The following is a 22,911-nucleotide window of genomic DNA, read 5'->3' as shown; positions in this document are numbered from 1 at the left end:
ATCGCGCCTGGACGAATTCATGCCAAACGCTCTGGGCTTTTGTCGTTCCCCAAACCGGAGCTAGGCTGCGGTAGAACGACCTAAATCCTGTCGCGCAGCGCGAACCAGTTGAGGGCCAGGAACAGCAGCGGCGTGCGGAATCGCCGGCCGCCGGGGAAGGGCGGGATTTTCAGATCCTCGATCAGTTTCAGCCGGTCGCGGTTGCCGGTGACGGTTTCGGCATAGAGCTTACCGAAGTAGTTCGACAACATCACGCCGTGGCCGGAGTAGCCGCCCGCCGAGATCACGTTCGGCATCACTTCGCGCACGAAGGGCTTTCTCGGCACTGTAATGCCGACATAGCCGCCCCAGCCGTGGGTTATCTCGACATCCTTCAATGCTGGGTAGAGCTCGGCGATCTGGCGGCGGATATGGATGTGGATATCCTTGGGATCGTTGACGCCGTAGACCTCGCGCCCGCCGAACAGCAGCCGGCCATCCCTCGACTTGCGGAAATAGCGCACGACGAAGCGGGAGTCGTCGACGGACTCGCCGCCCGGCAGCACTTTCGTATCCGTTCCGAGTGGCACCGTCGCGCCGATGAAGGAGCCGATCGGCATGATGTGCGCTGCACTCACCGGCTCAAGCGTTCCGCCATAGGCGTTGACGGCGATCAGGCACTTCTTCGCCGTAACCGTGCCTTTTGGCGTGGAAACCTTCACCTTGCCGCCGTCAGAAACGATGCCCGTGGATGACGTCTGCTCGAACAGGTGCGCGCCGGCTTGCGCTGCCACCCGCGCCGTGCCGATCACCAGCTTCATGGGATGGATGTGCCCGGTGCCCGTGTCGCGAGTCCCGCCGAAATAGGCCGTAGAACCCAGCCGCTCCGCCGTCTCCGTCGCATCCATGAAGGAAATATGCGGATAGGAGAACCGGCTGGCCATGATTTCGGCATGCGCCTTGTAGTCGTCGACATAGCGAGGCTTGTGGGCGACCGACAGTTGGCCCGGTACATAGTCGATGTCGATCCGGTTGACGGTGGCGAAGTCGAGCAGATGGGCTTTCGCTTCCTCCGCCATGTCAAAAAGCGCCCTGGCGCGCGACAGGCCGTATTCGGCTTCCAGGTCTTCGGCCCAGGCACGCTGCCCGGTGCCGAGTTGCCCGCCATTGCGACCAGAGGCGCCATCGCCGAAGCGGTAGGATTCGAGCAGGACGACGTTGGTTCCGGTCGCAGCCAAATGCGCGGCTGCGGACAAGCCGGTAAAGCCGCCGCCGATGATGACAACGTCGCAGGTCCGGTCGCCGTCAAGTGCGGCGTATTCGGGCCGAGGACCGGCCGTGTCCTCGTACCAGGAACGGCCGGGGGAGATTGGGGATTGATAAGGCATGATGCTCCGAGGGCAGTAGGGCAGTAGGGCAGTAGGGCAGTAGGTAAGGCTATTCAGGGGACAGCTTGCGGATTAGTAGCCGCAAGAGCGTTCCAACGCTTTCGCTTCGGCTCATCAATGGTCCGGTTGCCTCACTGGAGGTAATTCCGACACGCTGCGCGATCAGCAAGTGGGTCTCCAACTCCTTCAGCGATCCCTGCGCAATCCTGAGAAATTGCTGATAGGAGGCTCTGCTTTCTCGCCCATAACCTTCGGCGATATTGGCTGGTACTGAAGTGGCTGCCCTGCGCGTTTGAGGTGTCAATCCATAGAGTTATTCTCTCGGCCAAGTCTTTGTCGCTTCGTAGATTGATACCGCGAGATCCATGGCCTGCTGCCAGACGACCAAATCTCTGTACGATTCGATCTTCGCCATATTCACCCCTACTGCCCTACTGCCTTACTCCCCTATTCCCTTAGACATTGAGCAACAGATACTCGCGCTCCCACGGGCTGATCACTTCCATGAAGGTCTCGAATTCCGCCCGCTTGATCGCCGCATAGGTGGCGGCGAAGGACTTGCCGAGAATCGCGGCAAGTTCCTCGTCGCCCTCGAAGAGGTCGACGGCCTCGAGCAGGCCACGCGGCAAGTCGATCTCGTCGGCATTGGCCGTTGTCAGCACCGGCGGCTCGGCCTTGATCTTGTTGGTCATGCCGATCAGTCCGCAGGCGAGCGATGCCGCGAGCGCCAGGTAGGGATTGGCGTCGGAAGACGGGATACGGTTTTCCACACGCCGCGCCGCCGGGTCGGAACGCGGCACGCGGAACGCAGTGGTGCGGTTGTCGTAGCCCCATTTGTTGTTGACCGGAGCGGAAGCCGCCTGCGTCAGCCGGCGATAGGAATTGACGTAGGGCGCGAACATCACCAGCGCGTTCGGCACATGCTGCTGCATGCCGCCGATGAAATGGAAGAAATCCTCGGTTTCGGAGCCGTCCTCGGCCGAGAAGATGTTCTTGCCGGTCTTCTTGTCGACGATCGACTGGTGGATATGCATGGCCGAGCCGGGCTGGCCCTGGATCGGCTTGGCCATGAAGGTTGCGTAGATCTCGTGCTTCAGCGCCGCCTCGCGGATGGTGCGCTTGAACATGAACACCTGGTCGGCAAGCTCGATCGGATTGCCGTGGCGCAGGTTGATCTCTAGCTGGCCGGCGCCTTCCTCGTGGATCAGCGTGTCGATCTCCAGGCCTTGCCGTTCGGAGAAATGATAGATGTCGTCGATCAGCTCATCGAACTCGTTGACGCCGGCGATCGAATAGCCGGCGCCGCCGCCGATGGCGCGTCCCGAGCGGCCGACGGGAGGCGTCAGCGGATAGTCCGGATCGGGGTTCTTGCGCACGAGGTAGAATTCGATCTCGGGGGCCACGACAGGCTTAAGCCCGCGCTTGTCGTAGGCGGCGAGCACGCGCTTCAGCACATTGCGCGGCGTGAACTCGACCGAGCGGCCATCCTGGTGCACGAGATCGCAGATCACGGCGGCCGTCGGGTCTTCTTCCCAGGGCACCACGGTCAGCGTCGAAAGATCCGGCATCAGCTTGAGGTCGCCATCGTCCTCGGGATAGTGGAAGCCGTTGCCGTCCTCGGGATAGCCGCCGGAAATCGTCGTCATGAAGACGGCCGAGGGCAGGGCCAGCGAGGTGTTGGAGGTGAACTTCTTCGACGGCATCATCTTGCCGCGCGCGACGCCAGCCTGGTCGGGCGTGATGCACTCGATGTCCTCGATGCCGCGCCATTCAAGCCAGGCGCTGACTTCCTTCCAGTCTTTGACACCACGTTGGTTTTTTACGAAGGCAGGCGTGCGGACGCGTCCTCCGCGGCTCGACGGACGGACTTCCTTTTTTGCAGGCGGCATCATTCACCAGATGGAGTTTCGGATTTCCCAGTATAGTCGTGCCCTGCGATGGAAGGGAAGGGGAGCTGTCCACGGCATTGCCGCCGAGGTTGAAAACCGCGCCCGGGTCGGCTTAGATTCAGCCCGTCTTTCAATCGACTTGCCCTTTTCAAGAAGCCGGCGATGCGAACCAGCAGCGAACTGACAACGATCGGCTTCGACGCCGACGACACACTCTGGCAGAACGAACAGTTCTTCCACATGACGGAGAAGCGCTTCGCCGCCATGCTCGCAGACCATGGCGAGGAGAAACAGATTTCGGCGCGGCTGCTCGAGGCCGAGCGGCGCAACCTTGCCGTTTATGGTTTTGGCATCAAGGGATTTACTCTGTCTATGATCGAGACGGCGATCGAGGTCACCGAGAGGCGCGTGCCGGCTTCGGTCATATCGCAGATTCTCGATGCCGGCCGCGAGATGCTGAGCCATCCGATCGAGCCCCTGCCGCACGCGCGCGAGGCTATCGAGAAACTCGCCGGTGTCTTCCGCCTCGTGTTGATCACCAAGGGCGACCTCTTCGACCAGGAACGCAAACTGGCGGGGTCCGGTCTCGGTGACCTTTTCGACGCGGTCGAGATCGTCAGCGACAAGAATGCCGCGACCTATGCGCGGCTTTTCAGCCGCCATGGCGATGGCCCCGCAAGGAGCATGATGGTCGGCAATTCGCTGAAGTCGGATGTGGTGCCGGCGATCGAGGCCGGTGGCTGGGGTGTCCATGTGCCGCACGAACTGACCTGGGTGCTCGAGCATGTCGAGGCGCCTGTCACCGAGCCGAGATTTCGCCAGATATCCGATCTCGGACAATTGCCCGACCTTGTGCAAGGCATTGCGAGCGGAGGTTGAAAAGTATATCCGATCGCCGGCTTCTGCGCGATTTCGAATGGAAAACCGCGCATGCCTCTCGTGGGAGCGGGCTAGCGGCGGAGCAACCGATCGATCACAGGCTGCAAACGCTCGGGCGTGATAGGCTTGGCCACCACCACGTCAACGACGCTTGGCAGGCCCAGGCTTTCCGGCGTGCCAGTCTTGGTTGAAAGCAGGATCACGGGCGGGTTCTGTCTGCCCGAGGCCCGGCGCAGCGTTTCGATGCCGGCCATCAGGCCGTCGCAATCCTTGTTGTCGGGGCCGCCGTCCAGCACAATCGCTCCGGGCACCAGTGTCCGCAGAATCCTCGCCGCCATGTCCGGAGATTCCGAGATCGGCCTTAGTCCTGAACGCTCGACGATCTTCGATACCACCACGCGATTGATCGGTGACTTGCCGACGACGAGCACTTGCGAGGGATCATGGATCGTCTCGGTGCTTGAACTCCGGGTTCCCAGATTCAGATTTTTGGTGGTCTCGCCCTCACGATTCACTGGGCACCCAAGTCGGCCAAGAAGTTCGCCCCCAATTTCAATGCAGAGTTGAATCTGGGCGCCAATTGGCGTGAGATCGCAGCCTATGTCAAGTTGAAATAAAAAATCCCCCGATACACCTGTCTCGACAGTGGATACAAGCAACAGTACTGTACTGCTCTGTCCACGGATCGGTCGCGTAAAAATAGAATTCACCTGCGCAGATATCCGCGCAGGTGAACGGTCGGGCCGAGCGATTTCAGGTCAGCCGTGGCTCTGCTGAGTGACGATCACCGGGATCAGCAGATCGCCCCAGTTGCCGTCGCCGCCATGATGCCTGGCCGAGCGCACCAGCTCGACCGAGACGCCCGCCTCGACGGCCTTCATCACCGACTGGTTGAGACGATGCAGGTCGTTGGCCAGCATGCGGATCGTCGCCTGCTGGTCGACGCTCATCGCGCTCGACTGCTCTTCCGCCCGTTCCTTGACGCGGCTTATCGATGCCATTGCTCTTCTCCTGTCCCTGAAGCCCTGTTGGGCGTTTCCTCTGTGTTTCCCGGTCCGCTATTCCGCGGCCGGCTTGAACTGCGCGTGCTCGGTCGATTCATGCATGGCGGTTGTGGACGACTGGCCGCCGGTGATGGCCATCGATACGGCATCGAAATAGCCGGTGCCGACCTCCCGCTGGTGCTTGGTGGCGGTGTAGCCGTTGGCTTCCGCGGCGAACTCGGCTTCCTGCAACTCGGAATAGGCCGCCATCTGCCGCGCCTTGTAGCCACGGGCGAGCTCGAACATGCCGTAGTTGAGCTGGTGGAAGCCGGCGAGCGTGATGAACTGGAACTTGTAGCCCATGGCGCCGAGTTCCCTCTGGAATTTGGCGATCGTCGCGTCGTCGAGATTCTTCTTCCAGTTGAACGAGGGCGAACAATTGTAGGCGAGCAGCTTGTCCGGATGATGCCTGCGCACGCCCTCGGCGAACTTTTTGGCCTGCGCCAGGTCCGGCTTCGACGTCTCGCACCAGATCAGGTCGGCATGCGGCGCATAGGCGATCGCGCGGGCGATGCAGGGTTCGATGCCGTTCCTGACGTGATAGAAGCCTTCCACCGTGCGGCCGGCCTGGTAGTCGACGAATGGCTGGTCGCGCTCGTCGATGTCGGACGTCAGGAGCTTCGCGGCTTCGGCGTCGGTGCGCGCCACCACCAGGGTCGGCGTGCCCATCACGTCGGCGGCCAGCCGCGCGGCGTTGAGGTTGCGGATATGCGCCGCGGTCGGGATCAGCACCTTGCCGCCGAGATGGCCGCATTTCTTCTCCGACGCCAGCTGGTCCTCGTAGTGGACGCCGGCCGCACCCGCCTCGATGAACGCCTTCATGATCTCGAAGGCGTTGAGCGGGCCGCCGAAGCCGGCTTCCGCGTCGGCGACGATAGGCGCGAACCAGGTCTCGACCGAAAGCCCTTTGCCTTCGGAGGTTTCGATCTGGTCGGCGCGCTGCAGCGTGCGGTTGATGCGCTTGACGAGTTCCGGCGCGGCGTTGGCCGGATAGAGCGACTGGTCCGGATACATGGCGGACGCCGTGTTGGCATCGGCCGCGACCTGCCAGCCCGACAGGTAGATCGCCTGCAACCCGGCGCGCACCTGCTGCATGGCCTGGTTGCCGGACATGGCGCCCAGCGCGTTGACGAAGTCTTCCTCGTGAATGAGCTTCCAGAGCCGGTTGGCCCCCATCTCGGCGAGGCTCTGGCGGATCTGCACCGAACCACGCAGCCGCTTCACATCATCAGGCGAATAGGGGCGTTCGATGCCGTCGAAGCGACCTTCAGGCGCCGAGGGAACAAGGTTGTAAAAATCGGTCATGGGTCACTCCGAAGGATTGCTGCTCGATTTCCGTGCGGCTCATTCCTTGCCGCTGGGATGTTACTGAATTTACATTGCACCACGAAACATGACAGGAAAATCAACGGAAACCGCCAAAGATAAGGGAAAACCTGTATTGCGTTTGACAAGGTGGCCAGGTAAATTTGTAATATCTGTAAAACGATAAGCCCCCAGCCGCGGGCGGCGGCGGTGTAAATCCTGTCAAGGGCTGCCGATGGCTGACCAGAAGATCTTCGCCGGGCCGCGCATCCGCCGCATCCGCAACGCCAAGGGCCTGACGCAGACGGCCATGGCCGAGGGCCTGGGCATCTCGCCCTCCTATCTCAACCTGATCGAGCGCAACCAGCGGCCGCTGACGGTGCAGTTGATCCTCAAGCTGGCGTCCGTCTACAAGGTCGATCCGCATGAACTGCAAGGTGAGGCGAGGGGCTCGGTCGCTGCCCTGAAGGAAGTGTTCAGCGATCCGCTGCTGGTCGGCGAACTGCCGGGAGATCAGGAACTGATCGAGCTTGCCGAGGCGGCGCCCAATGCGTCCGCGGCGGTGATAAAACTGTTCAGGGCCTATCGCGAGCAGGCGGAGCGGCTGTCCGATCTCAGCGAACTGCTGGCGCGAGAGGGCCGCGCGACCGCGCTCTCCGGCGCTCGCCTGCCGATCGACGAGGTGCACGAGACTTTCGAGCGGCGACCGAACCATTTTGCCGCCCTCGAGGAGGAGGCCGAGGCATTCACCGCCGTGCTCGATCCGGGCGACGATCTGTTCGGCGCGCTGAAATCCTGGCTGAGGCGCGAATATGGCATCGTGGTCAAGGTGCTGCCGGTCGCCACCATGCCGAACTGGCGGCGCCGTTACGATCGCCACTCGCAGCGCTTGTTCCTGTCCGAGCGCCTGTCGCCGTTCGACCAGTTGCGCGAAGTGGCGATGGAGGCCTGCCTGATCCGCATGACGGTGGCGGTCGCCGGCGAAATCCAGGCTCTCAAACTGAGCACCGACGAAGCGCGCCGCCTCGCCCGCTTCGAACTCGGGCGCTATGCCGCGCATGCGCTGATGATGCCCTATCAGGCCTTTCTGGCGGCGGCCCTGCGCTCGCGCTACGACATCGACGTCCTGCGCTCCCGCTTCGGTGTCTCCTTCGAGCAGGCGGCAAACCGGCTGACAATGCTGCAGCGGCCGGCCGCCGCCGGCGTGCCTTTCTTCATGCTGGAGGTCGACAATGCGGGCAACCGCTTCCGCAGGGCCGGCAGCCAGGGCTTTCCGCACAGCCGCTTTGGCGGAGGCTGCCCCAAGCTGCCCGTGCATGTCGCCTTCACCCAGCCCGGTCAGATCTTCGTCGAGGCGGTTGAGATGCCCGACGGCGCCGAGTTCCTGTGCATTGCCCGCACCCTGGAGGGACCGCAGGGCGCATTTTCAGAGCGACCGCGCCGGACCGCGCTGCTGCTCGGCTGCGACATCGGCTTTCGTGACGACATCGTCTACGGCGCTGCCTTGCCCGCGGCTGGCGCCGCCGGAAAGTCGGCCATGGTCACGGCGACGCCTGTCGGGCCGGCATGCCGGCTGTGCGAGCGCGCCGGGTGCCTGGCGCGCGCCGAGCCGCCGGTCACGCGTCCGCTCGGCCTCGACGAGATGGTGACCGGCCTCAGCGCCTTCGATTTCCAGTAACGCGCAAGCAAAGGTGCCACAATCGTCGCCGGTGTCTGGATCAGCCACGGCCCAGATCTTTGCGTTACGCGAACAGAGCAGTTTTTTGTCGCCCCTTGCGCATCGCTCCGCCCACAAAAGCTCGACAGTCGCGCCCATGACAGACGCAGCATCATCGCCGGGCCTTGTTGCATCGACCGCTCCGCAACGCGACGAGCGCATCGGCATGCTTCTGGTGTTCCTTTCAGCGCTGATGTGGAGTTTCGGCGGCACCATTGCCCGCTTCATCACTGTCGGCGACAGCTGGACGGTAATCTTCTGGCGCTCGGCCTGGGCGGCCGCCTTCCTGATCTCCTTCATGGTCTGGCGTGACGGCTGGCGGGGCATGCTGAGAATGTTTCGCGACATGGGCCTGCCCGGCCTTGCCGTCGGCTTCTGTTTCGCCATCGCATCGACGGCCTTCGTCGTTGCCCTTGCCTACACCACCGTCGCCAACATCCTGTTGATGCAGGCCGGGGTGCCGCTGCTGGCGGCGCTGTTTGCCTGGGCACTGTTTCGCGAGAAAGTAACTGCCGTGACCTGGGTGGCGATCGCCGCTGTCATTGCCGGCGTCGCGATCATGGTGTCGGAATCGCTCGATGGCGCCGTCTCGCCCATAGGCGACGGGCTGGCGCTGCTGATCGCGTTCATGTTCTCGATCGCCACCGTCATCACACGGCGCTTCGCCAACGTGCGCATGACGCCGGCGACCTGTCTCGGCACGATCCTGGCCGCGGCCTTTGCCGCCTCGCAAGCATCGACCTTCAGCGTATCGGCCGGCGACATGGGTTTTCTCTTCGCCTTCGGCGTCGTCAATCTCGGCATTGGCCTTGCCTTCTTCGCCACCGGCGCACGGCTGATCCCGGCGGCGATCGCGGCACTGCTGGGCACATTCGAGCCGATCCTTGGCCCGATCTGGGTCTGGCTCATCCATTCCGAAGTGCCGTCCGGGCGCACCATCGTCGGCGGTGCGGTGGTGGTCACGGCGCTGCTTGTCCATATCGGGATCGAGTTCAGGCGTCAGGCGCGGCCCCAGCGCGCTGGCGTCACCGGGGTGCCGTCGCCTAATTGATGCCGGCGCCGAAGCTTTGCCATTGACAACATCGCTGCCGCCCGGGCAGGCTGGGAGTACGGCAACAACAAGACAGGCTTATCTTGCCAAGTCTCCCCGGCGGCCCGATCGAGACCGGACCATATTTCTGTATTTCTGTCCGCGCGGCGGCGAAAGCTTCTGACGGCACCGCGATTCCTTCCAGACCGGGACAACCGCGAGGCCGCAAAAGGCGCGCCAATCGGCGCTTGTTGTCCCCTGGACAACACAATAGTCTGAAGCAAATGCGCGGCCGCGTGCAACTCGCGACGAGCCGGCAATGGAACACTCACCAAAGGAGAATAGCATGATCCGCAAAGCGCTATGGCTTTCGGCGACCTCGGTATTTCTGACGCTTTTCACGCCCGCCGGGCATGCGGAGGACCGCGTCGTCAACGTCTTCAACTGGTCGGATTACATCGACAGCTCGATCATCGACGATTTCACCAAGAAGACCGGCATCAAGGTTGTTTACGACACCTTCGATTCCAATGAAATCCTGGAAACCAAGCTGCTCGCCGGCGGCAGCGGCTACGACGTCGTGGTGCCGAGCGGCAACTTCCTCGCCCGCCAGATCCAGGCCGGCGTGTTCCAGAAACTCGACAAGTCGAAGCTGCCGAACCTCTCCAACATGTGGGACACGGTCTCGGAACGGACCGCCAAATACGATCCGGGCAACGAATACTCGGTCAACTACATGTGGGGCACGGTCGGCATCGGCTACAACACCAAGAAAGTGCAGGCGGCCCTCGGCACCGACAAGATCGACAGCTGGGATGTGTTCTTCAATCCGCAGAGCCTGGCCAAGTTGAAGGATTGCGGCGTCTACGTGCTGGATTCGCCGGCCGACATCATTCCGGCGGCCCTGAAATATCTCGGCCTCGACCCCAACAGCACGTCGCCCGACGACATCGCCAAGGCCGAGGACGCTCTTCTCAAGGTCCGTCCCTACATCAGGAAGTTCCATTCGTCCGAATACATCAATGCGCTTGCCAATGGCGACATCTGCCTTGCGGTCGGCTGGTCGGGCGACGTGTTCCAGGCCCGCAACCGCGCGGTCGAGGCCAAGCAAGGCGTCGAGATCGGCTATTCCGTGCCGAAGGAAGGTGCCCAGATGTGGTTCGATCAGATGGCGATTCCCGCCGATGCGCCGCATGTCGCCGAAGCGCTTGAATTCATCAACTACATGATGACGCCGGAAGTGATCGCCAAATCCTCGAACTACGTGCTCTATGCCAACGGCAACAAGGCGTCGCAGCAGTTCGTCGACAAGGCTCTTCTGGATGATCCGTCAGTCTATCCTGATGCGGCGACGCTGCAGAAGCTCTACACCGTCCAGCCCTACGATCCCAAGACCCAGCGCATCATCACGCGCAGCTGGACCAAGATCGTTACCGGCCAGTAGGCGATTGGACGTGACCCCGGCAGCCAACTGCCGGGGTCGTTTTATTTTGGGGAATTACAAAGCACGGAGTGGGACATGAAATCGCTTGGCAGCATCCGCAGGGATTTCGCGCCATGGAACGACCCGAACGCCAAGCCATACATCCAGTTCGACAATGTCACCAAGAAGTTCGGCGACTTCACGGCCGTCAACAATCTGTCGCTGACCATATTCGAGCGCGAATTCTTCGCCCTGCTTGGCGCCTCCGGCTGCGGAAAGTCGACGCTGCTCAGGATGCTCGCCGGCTTCGAGGAGCCGAGCGCCGGCCGCATCCTGCTCGATGGCCAGGACCTGCGTGGCATCCCGCCCCATCGCCGGCCGGTCAACATGATGTTCCAGTCCTATGCGCTGTTCCCGCACATGACCGTGGAGAACAACATCGCGTTCGGCCTCAAGCAGGAAGGCATGCCCAAGCCGGATATCGAGAAGCGCGTTGCCGAAATGCTCAAGCTGGTCAAACTCGAGCAGTTCGCCAAGCGCAAGCCGCACCAGCTCTCCGGCGGTCAGCGCCAGCGCGTCGCGCTCGCCCGCTCGGTCGCCAAGCGGCCGAAGGTGCTGCTGCTCGACGAGCCGCTTGGCGCGCTCGACAAGAAGCTGCGCGAAGAAACCCAGTTCGAACTGATGGATTTGCAGCAGGAGCTCGGCCTCACTTTCGTCGTCGTCACGCACGATCAGGAAGAAGCCATGACCATGGCCGACCGCATCGCCATCATGGACAAGGGCGAAGTGATGCAGGTCGCCACGCCGGCCGAAGTCTACGAAGCCCCGACGTCGCGCTTCGTCGCTCATTTCGTCGGCAATGTGAACATGTTCGAAGGCAAGGTCGCCGAGCGGACGGCCAACACCACCCGCATCACCGGATCGACCGGAGCCCAGATCGTCGTCGACAACGGCGGCGCCGCGGCCCCCAATTCCGATATCGTCTTTGCCATCAGGCCTGAAAAGATCAAGGTGTCGTCGAAGAAGCCGGTCGATGCCGTGAACGCCCTTGAAGGCGAGGTCTATGACGTGGCCTATCTCGGCGACATGACAGTCTATCACATCAAGCTCGACGATGGTCAGATCGTCCGGGCCAGCGCCTTGAACGCCTCGCGCATTACAGAAGATCCGCTGACCTGGAATGACCGTGCCTGGGTCTCATTCCGGCCCGATGCCGGCGTCGTGCTGACCAGGTAAGGGGGCGGACATGTCCAACATCGCCATCACCGACGCCGCGGCGGCACCGGCCGCCGCCAAGCCATTCCTGACGCGGCTGGCGGCCGGCTTTGTCAACCGGCTCGTCATCATCGTCCCTTACGTCTGGTTGCTGTTTTTCTTCCTTATCCCCTTCATCATCGTCTTCAAGATATCGCTGTCGCAGACGGCGATCGCCATGCCGCCCTACACGCCGGTGCTCGATTTCAGCGACGGCCTTTCCGGCTTCTTCGGCGGGTTCCGCGAGCTCAACCTCGACAACTATGCCTGGCTGACGCAGGACGCGCTCTACTTCAAGGCCTATGTCACCAGCCTGGTCATCGCCGCCATTTCGACCGTGCTGACGCTGATCGTCGGCTACCCCATCGCTTATGGCATGGCGCGCGCGCCGGCCACCGTGCGCCCGACATTGCTGATGCTGGTCATCCTGCCGTTCTGGACCTCGTTCCTGATCCGCGTCTATGCCTGGATCGGCATCCTGAAGCCCGAGGGCCTGCTCAACCAGCTGCTGCTGTCGCTGCACATCATCGACCAGCCGCTGGTCATCCTCAACACCTATACGGCAATCTTCATCGGCATCGTTTATTCCTATCTGCCGTTCATGGTGCTGCCGCTTTATTCCTCGCTGGAGAAAATGGACTATTCGCTGATTGAGGCCGCCAAGGATCTCGGCTGCCCGCCGACCGCTGCCTTCTGGAAGATCACCTTCCCGCTGTCGCTGCCGGGCGTCATCGCCGGCTGCCTGCTTGTGTTCATCCCGGCCGTCGGTGAATTCGTCATCCCCGACCTGCTCGGCGGATCGCAAACGCTGATGATCGGCAAGACGTTGTGGAACGAGTTCTTCGCCAACCGTGACTGGCCGGTGTCATCGGCTGTCGCGGTCATTCTGCTCCTGTTGCTGACCGTGCCGATCATGCTCTTCCAGCAGGCGCAGGCCAAGGCACAGGAGCAGGGCAAATGAACACCACCTGGAGCCGCTTCAACGTCACCTCGATCGTGCTTGGCTTTGCCTTTCTCTACCTGCCGATCGTGCTGCTCATCGTCTTCTCGTTCAACGAATCCAAGCTCGTCACCGTGTGGGGCGGCTTCTCGACCAAATGGTACGTGTCGCTGTTTCACAATCAGGGCCTGATGGACGCCACCTGGGTCACCGCGCGCGTCGGCGTCATTTCGGCCACGGTAGCGACGGTGCTTGGCACGCTGGCCGCGCTCACCCTGACGCGCTACACCCGGTTCAGGGGCCGTATCCTGTTTTCAGGCATGGTTTTTGCGCCGCTCGTCATGCCGGAAGTCATCACCGGCCTGTCGCTGCTGTTGCTGTTCGTCGCCGTGGGTCTCGACCGCGGCTTCCTGACCGTCACGCTCGCCCACATCACGCTGACCATGTGCTTCGTGGCGGTCGTCGTGCAGTCGCGTCTGGTGTCCTTCGACCGTTCGCTGGAGGAAGCGGCGATGGATCTCGGCGCAACGCCGGCCAAGACCTTTTTCCAGATCACGCTGCCGGTCATCATGCCGGCGATCGTGTCCGGCTGGATGCTGGCTTTCACGCTGTCGCTCGACGACCTGGTCATCGCCAGCTTCACCTCGGGGCCCGGCGCCACCACGCTGCCGATGAAGATCTACAGCCAGGTCCGTCTCGGCGTGACGCCGGAAATCAACGCCGCATGCACCCTTCTGATCGCAGTTGTCGCGGTCGGTGTGATCGTAGCCTCGATCGCGAACAAGCGGCGTGAGGTGCAGCGCCAGCTCGACGAACAGGCCGCGCAGCGCGGTTGATAGAAGGCAAACGCGGGATCAAGGCGTTTCATCGTTTCGGCAAGCGGTGAAACGCTATCCTGGATTTGCCCTATTCGCCCGACACGCCGCGGCTGATCGGTGAAATGAACGGCGTGCTCCACGTCCCGCCGACAAAGAAGGACGACTGGTTGGGGCCTTGCTGGCCGGCTTTCTGCGCTGCCGCCTGATCCGCTTGGGTGACGCCGCCGGACAGGGCCAGCCCGCGTCCGGCATAGGAGGCGATGCCGGAAAGCCAGATCTTGTATTTCGCCGAATTGGCCTCGGCCTTGTCCAGCCTCGCCACGCCTCTGGAAATGGTTGCCTTCACTTCGGCGCCGTCGATCGGCAGCGTTCCATCCGAAACGTCGTCGAGCGCGAAGAAGCCGCCCTGTTCGGTGTGCTTGAGGAAAGCCTGCAGATTGAACTTGCTGAGCGCGCCGGGGCCGAAGGTCGCCGAGACCGAACCGTCGGCGTTCTCGAAAATCGAGTCCCAGGTCCTGCCTGGCCCCTTGAGGATGACCGAGACGGTTCCCGTGCCGACAGGCACCAGCCGGGTCATGCCGGCGGCCGTGCCGAACGCGCCGCCATCGACATCGGAAGCCAGGAGCCGGATCTCGACCTGCGTGCCTTCCGGCTTGCGGTCGAAACGGAGGCTGGTCTGGATATTGCCGCCAAAGGCCGAGGCGTCGGAGATATCGAAGACGGAAAGACCGTCCTTGACCTGCGCGGTCGCTGCGACATCGGCAAGCTGGATGGCGCCTGCCGTCGCATGCGCCGCCGAGAGCCTGAGGTCCAGGTTGACCCGGTCGGCGAAACTCGTGTTGACGTCGCTGGGCGCGGCGCCGCTTGCCGGCCCCAGCGGCGTGAAGGCGGACAGAAACGACCTGAGGTCGAGCGTATCGAAGGCGAGCGTACCCGAGATCAGCGGCTGAGCGTCGCCAAGCGATACGTCCAGCGCGCCCATGCCCGGATTGTTGTCCAGCGCCAGTGCGGTGTTCTCGAATTTGACACGTCCCGCGGACGCCGTGACCTTGCTTGAAATGCTGACCGAGCCGATCGCGGCGCTCGGCGCTATGCCGGCCTGCGACCATTCCAGCACGCGACGCAGCGAAGGCGCCGCGAACTTCACCTGGCCGTCGAAATAGCCATTGTTGGACATGCTGGCGGTGCCGTCGAACGAGAAGGTGGCGGGTGCTGCCTTGAAGGACAAGGTAAGCGGCGCCATGCCGCCGGCAAACAGCACCAGCGGCTTGGCCGAAGCGGCGTCCACCGTCACGCTCTCGCCGCGCCAGATGCCGGTTGCCGACAGTGTCGCGTCGCTGTTCATCGCCGCCCAGGTCGCCTTGCCGTTGAGGCTGCTCAGGATTTCCACGTCCTTGCCGTTGACGGATGCGACCATGCGGCCATCCCTGAACTCCACCGTGCCGAAGGCGTCCGCCGGCAGCTTGTCGAGATCGGGTTTGGCTGGATCGGCATTGACCACGCCGCGCGCCGTGTCGATGGAGCGCGCGATACGCCCGCCCGTCGGTGCCGTTGGCAGGAACAGGCCGTCCGTGGTGCGCTGGACGCGGATCGTCGGCCGCACGAGCCGTGCCGTCGAAAACGCGACATCGCCTTGCAACGCCGCCATCGCCGAGAGGTCGACTTCGACCCGTTCGGCTTCCACCACCGGCGGCGCGTCGCCGTCCGTCCACTTCGACAACGTCACATCGGTCAGGATGGCACGGAATTTTGGCCAGACCTCGATGCGCGGCGAGCCATCAATAGCGACCCGAAAGCCGCTCCACGCACTCATTTCCCAGGCGATGCGGTCACGCACGATCCGCGTCGAGGCGATCAGCGGCAGGGCGGCGACCACCAGAGCAACGACGATCACGGCAGCGCCGATCGCCCATACTCCGCGGCGGATCAAGGATGATGGCATATCGCCCCGTATGCCTCCATTCCGGCAAAAAATCGTCCGAGGGGTATAAATCCCGGTCGCCACCTGCGGCTTCCAGTCGTCACTACGACTTTGGGCCGACGCATTTCAAGTCTTTATGGCCCGGCGATGGCATTTGCGCACATCCGGCCGCGTCGGCTTAACAAAATCTTGCTCTGCTGCGCTGCAATATGCATAAGCGATGACGACCTGGGAGGATCGATCATGGCTGCTGAAGTACCGCTCTGGACCCCGTCGCAAGACCGGATTGACGCCGCGCCGCTCACCGCATTCATGAAGTCGGCGCAGGCGGCCACCGGCACGGCATTTCCCTCCTACGCAGACCTTCACCGCTGGTCCGTCGAGAACCGCGAGGCGTTCTGGAGCCTGGTCTGGGATTTCTGCGGCATCGTCGGCGACAAGGGCGAGCAGGTTCTCGCCGATGCCGACAGGATGCCCGGCGCCGCCTTCTTTCCCGGCGCGATGCTGAATTTCGCCGAGAACCTGCTGAAGAAGACCGGTGCCGGTGAGGCGATCGTGTTTCGCGGCGAGGACAAGGTCGAACGGCGGCTGTCCTGGAATGAACTACATGGCATGGTCTCGCGCCTGCAGCAGCTTTTCCTGTCACTAAAGGTCAAGAAGGGCGACCGCATCGCGGCGATGATGCCCAACATGCCCGAAAGCGTCGCCGCGATGCTGGCGGCCGCTTCGATCGGCGCGGTGTGGTCGTCCTGCTCGCCTGATTTCGGCGAACAGGGCGTGCTTGACCGGTTTGGCCAGATCGAGCCCGTCATCTTCATCGCGCCCGACGGCTACTGGTACAATGGCAAGGCGATCGAGGTCGCCGACAAGGTGGCGGCGGTCGCGGCCAAGCTCGGCAGCGTCCGCAAGGTTCTTGTGGTGGATTACCTCGGCACGTCCACCGACGTCGCCGAGACGATCGACAGGGCCGTGGCAATGGAAGAGGCGCTGGCGCCCTTCGCCGTCAAACCGGTCGCCTTCGAGCGGCTGCCGTTTTCGCACCCGCTCTACATCCTGTTTTCGTCAGGAACGACAGGCATTCCCAAATGCATCGTCCATTCGGCGGGCGGCACGCTGATCCAGCATGTCAAGGAACACCAGCTGCATGCCGGCCTTACCGAAGGCGACCGCTTCTTCTACTTCACCACCTGCGGCTGGATGATGTGGAACTGGCTGGTGTCGGGCCTGGCCTCCGGCGCGACCCTGCTGCTCTATGACGGCTCGCCCTTCTATCCCGACGGCAATGTGCTGTTCGACTTCGCCGATGCCGAGAAGATGACCTTCTTCGGCACTTCGGCCAAGTTCATCGATTCCGTGCGCAAGGCCGGCCTCAAGCCGATCGGCAGCCACGATCTTTCGAGCGTGCGTGCCATCTCCTCGACGGGCTCGCCGCTGTCGCCGGAGGATTTCCGCTTCGTCTATGACGGTATCAAGAAGGACGTGCATCTGGCCTCCGTATCCGGCGGCACCGATATCGTCTCGTGCTTCGTGCTCGGCGTTCCCATCGAGCCGGTCTGGACCGGCGAAATCCAGGGGCCCGGCCTTGGCCTCGCGGTCGATGTCTGGGACGATGACGGCAAGCCGGTCAGGCAGGAGAAGGGCGAACTGGTCTGCACCAAGGCCTTTCCGTCGATGCCGATCGGCTTCTGGAACGATCCCGACGGCAAGAAGTACAGCGCCGCCTATTTCGAGCGTTTCGACAATGTCTGGTGTCATGGCGACTTCGCCGAATGGACCGGGCATGGCGGCATGATCATCCATGGCCGCTCGGACGCCACGCTCAATCCGGGCGGCGTGCGCATCGGTACGGCCGAAATCTACAACCAGGTCGAGCAGATGCCAGAAATCCTGGAAGCCTTGTGCATCGGCCAGGATTTCGACAATGACGTGCGCGTCGTGCTGTTCGTGCGGCTGGCCGCGGGCGTCAAGCTCGACGAAGACTTGGAGAAGCGCATCCGCGCCAAGATCCGCACCGGCGCCAGCCCGCGCCATGTCCCGGCCAGGATCGTTGCCGTCTCGGACATTCCGCGCACCAAGTCTGGCAAGATCACCGAGCTTGCCGTGCGGGACGTGGTTCATGGCCGCGCCATCAAAAACAAGGAAGCGCTTGCCAATCCGGAAGCGCTGGACCTGTTCAGGAACCTGCCGCAGCTTGCGCAGTGACGCCAACCGGCATGGTTAACGAAATCTGTCGCGTGAATTTACCTAGATTTCACGAGTGGTACACATTCGTAAATTTTCCGGCGGCCCGGTAAGGAGTTGTTAAGGCCCGACGTCGATAGTCGCACGTAACTTGAGGGAGAAATCCCGTTCCTCTGCCCCCGGAGGATCTGAATTCGCTCAAGCCCCCGTTGTGACAGCAATCCCATCTCTTAAGGCGTCCCTTTGGGCGCCTTTTCTTTTGCCCCGAAGGCTGCATCCGGGGAGATGCCTATTCCGCCAGCACCCGGGTGGACGGGAAGGCGACCTCCACCAGCGTGCCTTCGCCGGGCGTCGAGTTGATGGTGAAGCGGGCGCGGTTCGCCTCCACCATTGCCTTGGTCAGCGGCAGGCCGAGCCCGGTGCCGTCGCCGCGTCCGCGTTTCAGCGCGTTGATCTGCTTGAATGGCTTCAGCGCCTGCTCGATCTCGGCCTGGCTCATGCCGATGCCGGTATCGCGCACCCGCATGACGACGTCGCCCGAGCTCTCATAGGCGGTCGAGACGATCACCTGGCCGCCGGCCTGGGTGTAACGGATGGCGTTCGACAGGATGTTGAGCGCGATCTGCCGCACGCTGCGCAGGTCCGCCACCACTTCAGGCAGGCGCGAGGCGAAGCTGGAGCGGATGATGACGCGTTCGCGGTTGGCCTGCGGCTGCATCATCGCCACGGTCTCGGCCAGCGTGTCGTTGAGCGACACCGCCTCATAGGCCATTTCCTGCTGGCCGGCCTCGATCTTCGAGATGTCCAACAGGTCGTTGACCAGATCGAGCACGTGATTGCCCGAACGGTTGATGTCTCTGAGATAGTCGCGGTAGCGGTCATTGGCGACCGGTCCGAACTTCTCGTCGACCATCAGCTCGGAAAAACCGATGATGGCGTTGAGCGGCGTGCGGATTTCGTGGCTGATGCGGGCAAGGAAGTCGGTCTTCTGCGAGGAGGCGCGTTCGGCCACCGCGCGCGCCTGGGTGAGGTCCTCCTCGGCCCGTTTCCACTGCGTGATGTCGCGCACGACGGCGCAGAAACCGCTGTCGTTGGGCAGCCGGCCGATGGTCATGAACAGCGGGATGAAGCGGCCCTGCGCCTCGCGGCCGATGACTTCGCGGCCATCGTTGAGGACGCTGGCCACGCCGGGCTCCGACAGGCCACTGAGATAGTCGCGCGCCGCGCGCTGGCTTTCGATGGCAAACAGCGAGGCGAACGGCTTGCCGGCGACCTCGTCGCTGTCGAAACCGAAGAGCGCTTCGGCCGGCCGGCTGATCGACCGGATGGTGCCGTCGCTGCCGATCAGCACGACACCGTCGGTGGCGGTGTCGATGATGGTGCGCATCTCGGCGATGCGTGCCTTGAGGTCGGAAATGTCGGGCTGCGTCTGCTCCTCGCCCGCCGCATGCAGGGCGACAGGCGCGTCGTCCTCGCCGGAGCGGCGCACCACCAGCATCAGCGCCTTGCCGTCGCGCCAGGGCACCGACCGCAATATGGCGTCGATCGGGAATTCCTGTCCGTCGCGCGTCCTCAGCCGCAAGGACCGGTCGCTGCCGTCGGAAGCGCCGTCATCGGCATACGGATCGGCAAACAGCGCGCCGAGGCCGCCGGCATCCTCGAGGTCCTCGAGCGTCTCGTAGCCGGTCAGGTCGAGGAATTCCTCATTGGCGTAATACAGTTGGTCGCCCGAATGGATGAGCAGCGGCACCGGCAGCTTGCCGAGCAGCGAGGTATCGGGAGCCTTGCTCTCATCGCCGACAGAAAAGGCCGACGGCACGATCCCTTCGGTTCTGAGCGGCGGCACCTGGAGGCGTGGTCGCTGTGTCGCTGCCGCGTCAGGTGCCCCGATGCTCTCGGCGCTAGGCGCAGTGCCTTGTCCGTCGGACGCGGCGGACCGCTCGGCATGCCCGCCCTGACCGTCGCCGCCGGGGGCGACGCCCGTGTCTTCAGCCCAGTCCTCGCTGTCTTCGGCATCGCGGAAATCGGCCGAAGTCATGCTGTCATCGTCATCGGCGGCGACGTGTCCGGCGTCCGCGGATGCGGGTTTGGTCTCCATCGCTATTGGTTCGGCTGTTGTCGCCTCGGTGCCTGCCGGTCCGGCGGCGGCCGGTGCGTCACCATCCGTGATCGAAGCGGGTTCGTCATGGCGGTCGGCATAGCTGAGCAACGAGCCGTTGGCCGTGGACGGCGTTCCGGCATGTTCCTCATCGGGCACGTCGTCGGGATGAGCGCCATCGAGCCGCGCAAGATCCGCTTCATCCTGGGCGTCGGCATCGGATGCCTCTGACGGCGTTGCGTCGTCCTCAGGCGCCGGCGAGAGGACGTCGTCGCTCTTTGCTTCCGGCTCGGCTTGAGGCGTCGCCGCGATCTCGCCGGCGGGTTCGATCTTGGCTTCCGGCTTCTCCAGGGCTGTTTCGACCGCCGGCTCGACCGTTGCAGGGGCTGCCGCTTCCGGGGCGCTTTCGACAGCCGGCGCCTCGACCTTAGGCGGGTCGGCGGGAGGATTGTCCTTCTTCAGCCGCTCGCCGATCTCCCGGAACGCGCTGCGCTCCAGCGTGGACAAGCCCTTGTCGTTGGCCGGCTGCCGGTGTTCCGCCAGCCGGATCACCTTGTCGGCAAAGCGCCGCTCGGGCTTCGGCACGATGGTCAGCGCCGGCACTTCGCCCTTGAACGGATCCTCCGCCTTCGGCTCTTCGGCTCTGGGCGCCTCCGCCTTGGGCTGCTCAATCTGCGCTTGTTCGGCCTTCGGCTGTTCGGCTGCCGGTGCGGCGTCCTTCGGCTCCTGCGTTGCCGCCACCTCGCCATTGGGCACCAGCGCCATGCCGATCGCTTCCGGATCGACGACGGCATCGCCGCTGCGGGCAACGCCGAAACCGCGGAAGCCTTCGAAGGCGCGGCTGCGGCCATAGACGGGCAGCGCGGCGAGGTCGACGGGTATCTTCATGTCGGTGCCGACGACTGGCCACAACACGGAACGGCCCGACCAGGTGTCGCGCCGCTCCAGGAGGCCGGCGATCTCGCCGGAGGCATCGAGGCCGAAGGCGGCCGCGACATCCCTGAAGCGCCGGCCGATCACGTCGGCGGCCTGCTTACCGACGATATCGGCGAATTCCGGCGACAGCGCGCTGAATTTGCCCTCGGCGTCGGTGCGCCAGACAAAGCGCAACGGCGGCGCGGTCCGGTCTATCGTCCTGGCCGCCGAAGCCGCGACAGGCGCCGGCGCTGCAGGCTCGTCCTGCTTCGCGCTTTCGGCCGGAGCCTTGGCGCCGGTCGTTTCGGCTTCGATTTCCGGGGCGGGCGGCTCGGGTTGAGCGTCGTCTTCGCCGGCATGGAAATACCAATGATCGTGCTGTGCCGGCGCGCCGTCCGCTGCTTGCTGATCATTGTCGGCGACATCAGGCATCGGCTCGGCCGGCTTGTCGATCGCTTGCTTTGCCTCCTGCGGCCCTTCCTCCGCTACTGGCTCGGAAGCGGCGGCCTCCGGCTCGATCTCGGTGGCGGCAGGCGAATGCCCGATCGGCTCCGCGCGTGAAACATCCGCCGTTGGCTGACTGTCTTGCTGAGGCTCGGGCTCGGTCGCGACGCCTTCCGCTGCCGTATCGCCAGTGTCGTCTGCGTGGCCTTCCGGCGGAGCGGCGGGCTCATCCGCCAGCACCGGCGAAGCGGCCGCGCTATCCTCGAACTGATCCTCGTCGATCACGACAAGCAGATGCCGTTCCGGTGTCAACTGCGCGAGGCCTGCCGGATAGGATGTCTTGCCGCCCGGAACGAGGCGCTTGACGATGCGCTCTCCTTCGGCCGCCACATCGGCGACCAGGGCGGCCAGCGTCGCTGGCTGGATGCCGAGTCTGGAAAACCCGTCGGAGGCGGCTTCGACATTGCCCCTGGCGTCGACGAAAGCGATGAAATGACCGTCCTCGGTAAAGCCGCTGATCGCCTTGGCTGCGATTTCGGCCGCGCTTCGCGAGCCTGTCTGCGCCGCCGGCACGGCCAGCATGATCGCCTTCTCGCCATCGGGCAGGGTCACGGCACTTGCCAGGAAACCGACGGCGCGGCTGCTCATACCGGTCGCCAGCCGGACCGTGATGGCGCGGTCGCTGCCGATCTCGGGAAAGCCGCTGGTTGCCGTGATCTGGCGGCGTGCGATCAGCGGCAGCCGCGCCGAGGCGCCGATGATTGCTTCGATATCGGGATAGCCGAAGACGGCCGCTCCCGGTCCGTTGGCCCAGATCACCTGCTCGAGGTCCTCCGACAGGATCGCGATCGCGTCGCCGGCGGCAAAGCGCTGCCGGACCGCGTCGAGCACGGCGACGTCGAGGAAGGAGTATTCGGACGGCATGCGCTTGGCGAACCCTCACGGAGCGGCGAATTTGCAGTTAACGCTTTGTTAATAAAAGCCGCGGGCGCGAAGGTCCACAAGCCAGAACGTGCAAAGGCTGGAATTTGGGCTTTTGGTTAACGCTGGGAAAGATTCTTTTTGTGCACTGCAACAAAGATATTGCAATGCACAAAATTTGCCTTTATATTGCCATCATACATGAACGAGACGGCTTTCTGTCAAAGCCGCTGCCGCTGAAAGGATGGAAAATGACCAAGACCAAGACTGCCGAGACGATCGAAAACGTTGAATTCCCGAGCTTCGACGCTTCCAAGGCCACCGACCAGATCCGCGCTTTCGCCGAAAAGGGCGTTGAGCAGTCGAAAGAGGCCTATGCCAAGCTCAAGACCGGCGCCGAGGAGACCCAGAAGGCTCTGGAGTCGACCTACGAGACCGCCAAGACTGTTTCCAGCGACCTGTCGCTCAAGACCATTGCCGCGCTGCGCGCCAATGCCGAGGCCGGCTTCTCGCATCTCGAAGCCCTGATCGGCGCCAAGTCGCTGTCGGAAGTCGTCGAGCTGCAGACCGCCTTCCTGCGCAAGCGCGTCGAACTGAGCGTCGAGCAGGCCAAGGACTTCCAGGCTGTCGCCTCCAAGGCCGCCGAAGAGGTCTCCAAGCCGATCAAGACCGCCTTCGAGAAGGCGATCAAGGAAGTCAAGGCTGCCTGATATCTGTGCATCGTCTGCGGATGCAACAAAACGTCGCATTTTATCAGACAAATAGA

The 22,911-nt window shown here is 63.3% G+C and carries 16 protein-coding genes and 1 pseudogene; 9 read left to right on the top strand and 8 right to left on the bottom strand.

The window, feature by feature from the left end:
• Positions 1–80: 80 nt before the first annotated feature.
• The 3 genes and pseudogenes from J0I79_RS08910 to J0I79_RS08900 form a co-directional block, all read right to left on the bottom strand.
• Positions 81–1,367, bottom strand: coding sequence for an FAD-binding oxidoreductase (locus J0I79_RS08910; protein WP_292856578.1), 1,287 nt, complete (start codon positions 1,365–1,367; stop codon positions 81–83).
• Positions 1,368–1,416: 49 nt separating this feature from the next.
• Positions 1,417–1,782: pseudogene (locus tag J0I79_RS08905) on the bottom strand (four helix bundle protein).
• A gap of 40 nt (positions 1,783–1,822) precedes the next feature.
• Positions 1,823–3,259 (bottom strand): glutamine synthetase family protein, encoded by a 1,437-nt coding sequence (locus tag J0I79_RS08900; RefSeq protein ID WP_292856576.1) that lies wholly within the window; start codon positions 3,257–3,259, stop codon positions 1,823–1,825.
• 159 nt (positions 3,260–3,418) lie between these two features.
• On the opposite strand from J0I79_RS08900, the gene J0I79_RS08895 reads away from it, so the two are divergent.
• The gene (locus J0I79_RS08895) at positions 3,419–4,135 is read left to right on the top strand and encodes an HAD family hydrolase (RefSeq protein WP_292856574.1); all 717 of its coding nucleotides are present in this window, start codon (positions 3,419–3,421) and stop codon (positions 4,133–4,135) included.
• Positions 4,136–4,206: 71 nt separating this feature from the next.
• Here J0I79_RS08895 and J0I79_RS08890 read toward each other — a convergent pair whose 3' ends face one another.
• From J0I79_RS08890 to aceA, 3 genes are all read right to left on the bottom strand, one after another.
• The gene (locus J0I79_RS08890; RefSeq protein WP_292856654.1) at positions 4,207–4,620 is read right to left on the bottom strand and encodes a response regulator; all 414 of its coding nucleotides are present in this window, start codon (positions 4,618–4,620) and stop codon (positions 4,207–4,209) included.
• A gap of 273 nt (positions 4,621–4,893) precedes the next feature.
• Positions 4,894–5,136 (bottom strand): hypothetical protein, encoded by a 243-nt coding sequence (locus J0I79_RS08885; RefSeq protein WP_137929594.1) that lies wholly within the window; start codon positions 5,134–5,136, stop codon positions 4,894–4,896.
• A gap of 57 nt (positions 5,137–5,193) precedes the next feature.
• A complete protein-coding gene (gene aceA, locus J0I79_RS08880; RefSeq protein ID WP_292856570.1) occupies positions 5,194–6,483 on the bottom strand; it encodes an isocitrate lyase in 1,290 nt (429 codons plus the stop codon).
• Between the two features lie 235 nt (positions 6,484–6,718).
• Here aceA and J0I79_RS08875 point away from each other — a divergent pair, with 235 nt between their 5' ends.
• The 6 genes from J0I79_RS08875 to J0I79_RS08850 all read left to right on the top strand — a co-directional run bounded on the left by J0I79_RS08875 (position 6,719) and on the right by J0I79_RS08850 (position 13,683).
• Complete coding sequence (locus tag J0I79_RS08875; protein ID WP_292856568.1) at positions 6,719–8,161, top strand: XRE family transcriptional regulator; 1,443 nt, start codon at positions 6,719–6,721, stop codon at positions 8,159–8,161.
• Between the two features lie 136 nt (positions 8,162–8,297).
• Positions 8,298–9,251 carry a DMT family transporter gene (locus J0I79_RS08870; RefSeq protein ID WP_292856566.1) on the top strand — a complete coding sequence of 318 codons (954 nt, stop codon included), beginning with the start codon at positions 8,298–8,300 and terminating at the stop codon, positions 9,249–9,251.
• Between the two features lie 325 nt (positions 9,252–9,576).
• Positions 9,577–10,674, top strand: coding sequence for a polyamine ABC transporter substrate-binding protein (locus J0I79_RS08865; protein WP_292856564.1), 1,098 nt, complete (start codon positions 9,577–9,579; stop codon positions 10,672–10,674).
• Between the two features lie 75 nt (positions 10,675–10,749).
• Entirely contained in the window at positions 10,750–11,889 is a 1,140-nt protein-coding gene (locus J0I79_RS08860; protein ID WP_292856562.1) for an ABC transporter ATP-binding protein, read from the top strand.
• Between the two features lie 10 nt (positions 11,890–11,899).
• The gene (locus J0I79_RS08855) at positions 11,900–12,868 is read left to right on the top strand and encodes an ABC transporter permease subunit (RefSeq protein ID WP_292856560.1); all 969 of its coding nucleotides are present in this window, start codon (positions 11,900–11,902) and stop codon (positions 12,866–12,868) included.
• A complete protein-coding gene (locus tag J0I79_RS08850) occupies positions 12,865–13,683 on the top strand; it encodes an ABC transporter permease subunit (RefSeq protein ID WP_292856558.1) in 819 nt (272 codons plus the stop codon). Before J0I79_RS08855 ends, J0I79_RS08850 begins: the two co-directional genes overlap by 4 nt.
• Before the next feature lie 70 nt (positions 13,684–13,753).
• Here the strand turns inward: J0I79_RS08850 and J0I79_RS08845 are convergent, their stop codons facing one another.
• Positions 13,754–15,607 carry an AsmA family protein gene (locus J0I79_RS08845; RefSeq protein WP_292856556.1) on the bottom strand — a complete coding sequence of 618 codons (1,854 nt, stop codon included), beginning with the start codon at positions 15,605–15,607 and terminating at the stop codon, positions 13,754–13,756.
• A 222-nt stretch (positions 15,608–15,829) separates the two neighbouring features.
• Here J0I79_RS08845 and J0I79_RS08840 point away from each other — a divergent pair, with 222 nt between their 5' ends.
• Entirely contained in the window at positions 15,830–17,788 is a 1,959-nt protein-coding gene (locus J0I79_RS08840; RefSeq protein ID WP_292856554.1) for an acetoacetate--CoA ligase, read from the top strand.
• Positions 17,789–18,056: 268 nt separating this feature from the next.
• Here J0I79_RS08840 and J0I79_RS08835 read toward each other — a convergent pair whose 3' ends face one another.
• The gene (locus tag J0I79_RS08835; protein ID WP_292856552.1) at positions 18,057–22,148 is read right to left on the bottom strand and encodes a PAS domain S-box protein; all 4,092 of its coding nucleotides are present in this window, start codon (positions 22,146–22,148) and stop codon (positions 18,057–18,059) included.
• A gap of 248 nt (positions 22,149–22,396) precedes the next feature.
• Here J0I79_RS08835 and J0I79_RS08830 point away from each other — a divergent pair, with 248 nt between their 5' ends.
• Entirely contained in the window at positions 22,397–22,855 is a 459-nt protein-coding gene (locus tag J0I79_RS08830) for a phasin (RefSeq protein ID WP_292856550.1), read from the top strand.
• Positions 22,856–22,911: the final 56 nt, after the last annotated feature.

The organism is Mesorhizobium sp. (assembly GCF_017306585.1).
GTDB lineage: Bacteria > Pseudomonadota > Alphaproteobacteria > Rhizobiales > Rhizobiaceae > Mesorhizobium.
This window is presented reverse-complemented; position numbering and strand designations above follow the sequence as displayed.

What these genes read in the sequence shown, in the direction of transcription:
- J0I79_RS08910 (WP_292856578.1), bottom strand. Translation starts at nt 1,367, where the DNA reads ATGCCTTATCAATCCCCAATCTCCCCCGGCCGTTCCTGGTACGAGGAC.
- J0I79_RS08900 (WP_292856576.1), bottom strand. Translation starts at nt 3,259, where the DNA reads ATGATGCCGCCTGCAAAAAAGGAAGTCCGTCCGTCGAGCCGCGGAGGA.
- J0I79_RS08895 (WP_292856574.1), top strand. Translation starts at nt 3,419, where the DNA reads ATGCGAACCAGCAGCGAACTGACAACGATCGGCTTCGACGCCGACGAC.
- J0I79_RS08885 (WP_137929594.1), bottom strand. Translation starts at nt 5,136, where the DNA reads ATGGCATCGATAAGCCGCGTCAAGGAACGGGCGGAAGAGCAGTCGAGC.
- aceA (WP_292856570.1), bottom strand. Translation starts at nt 6,483, where the DNA reads ATGACCGATTTTTACAACCTTGTTCCCTCGGCGCCTGAAGGTCGCTTC.
- J0I79_RS08875 (WP_292856568.1), top strand. Translation starts at nt 6,719, where the DNA reads ATGGCTGACCAGAAGATCTTCGCCGGGCCGCGCATCCGCCGCATCCGC.
- J0I79_RS08870 (WP_292856566.1), top strand. Translation starts at nt 8,298, where the DNA reads ATGACAGACGCAGCATCATCGCCGGGCCTTGTTGCATCGACCGCTCCG.
- J0I79_RS08865 (WP_292856564.1), top strand. Translation starts at nt 9,577, where the DNA reads ATGATCCGCAAAGCGCTATGGCTTTCGGCGACCTCGGTATTTCTGACG.
- J0I79_RS08860 (WP_292856562.1), top strand. Translation starts at nt 10,750, where the DNA reads ATGAAATCGCTTGGCAGCATCCGCAGGGATTTCGCGCCATGGAACGAC.
- J0I79_RS08855 (WP_292856560.1), top strand. Translation starts at nt 11,900, where the DNA reads ATGTCCAACATCGCCATCACCGACGCCGCGGCGGCACCGGCCGCCGCC.
- J0I79_RS08850 (WP_292856558.1), top strand. Translation starts at nt 12,865, where the DNA reads ATGAACACCACCTGGAGCCGCTTCAACGTCACCTCGATCGTGCTTGGC.
- J0I79_RS08845 (WP_292856556.1), bottom strand. Translation starts at nt 15,607, where the DNA reads ATGCCATCATCCTTGATCCGCCGCGGAGTATGGGCGATCGGCGCTGCC.
- J0I79_RS08840 (WP_292856554.1), top strand. Translation starts at nt 15,830, where the DNA reads ATGGCTGCTGAAGTACCGCTCTGGACCCCGTCGCAAGACCGGATTGAC.
- J0I79_RS08835 (WP_292856552.1), bottom strand. Translation starts at nt 22,148, where the DNA reads ATGCCGTCCGAATACTCCTTCCTCGACGTCGCCGTGCTCGACGCGGTC.
- J0I79_RS08830 (WP_292856550.1), top strand. Translation starts at nt 22,397, where the DNA reads ATGACCAAGACCAAGACTGCCGAGACGATCGAAAACGTTGAATTCCCG.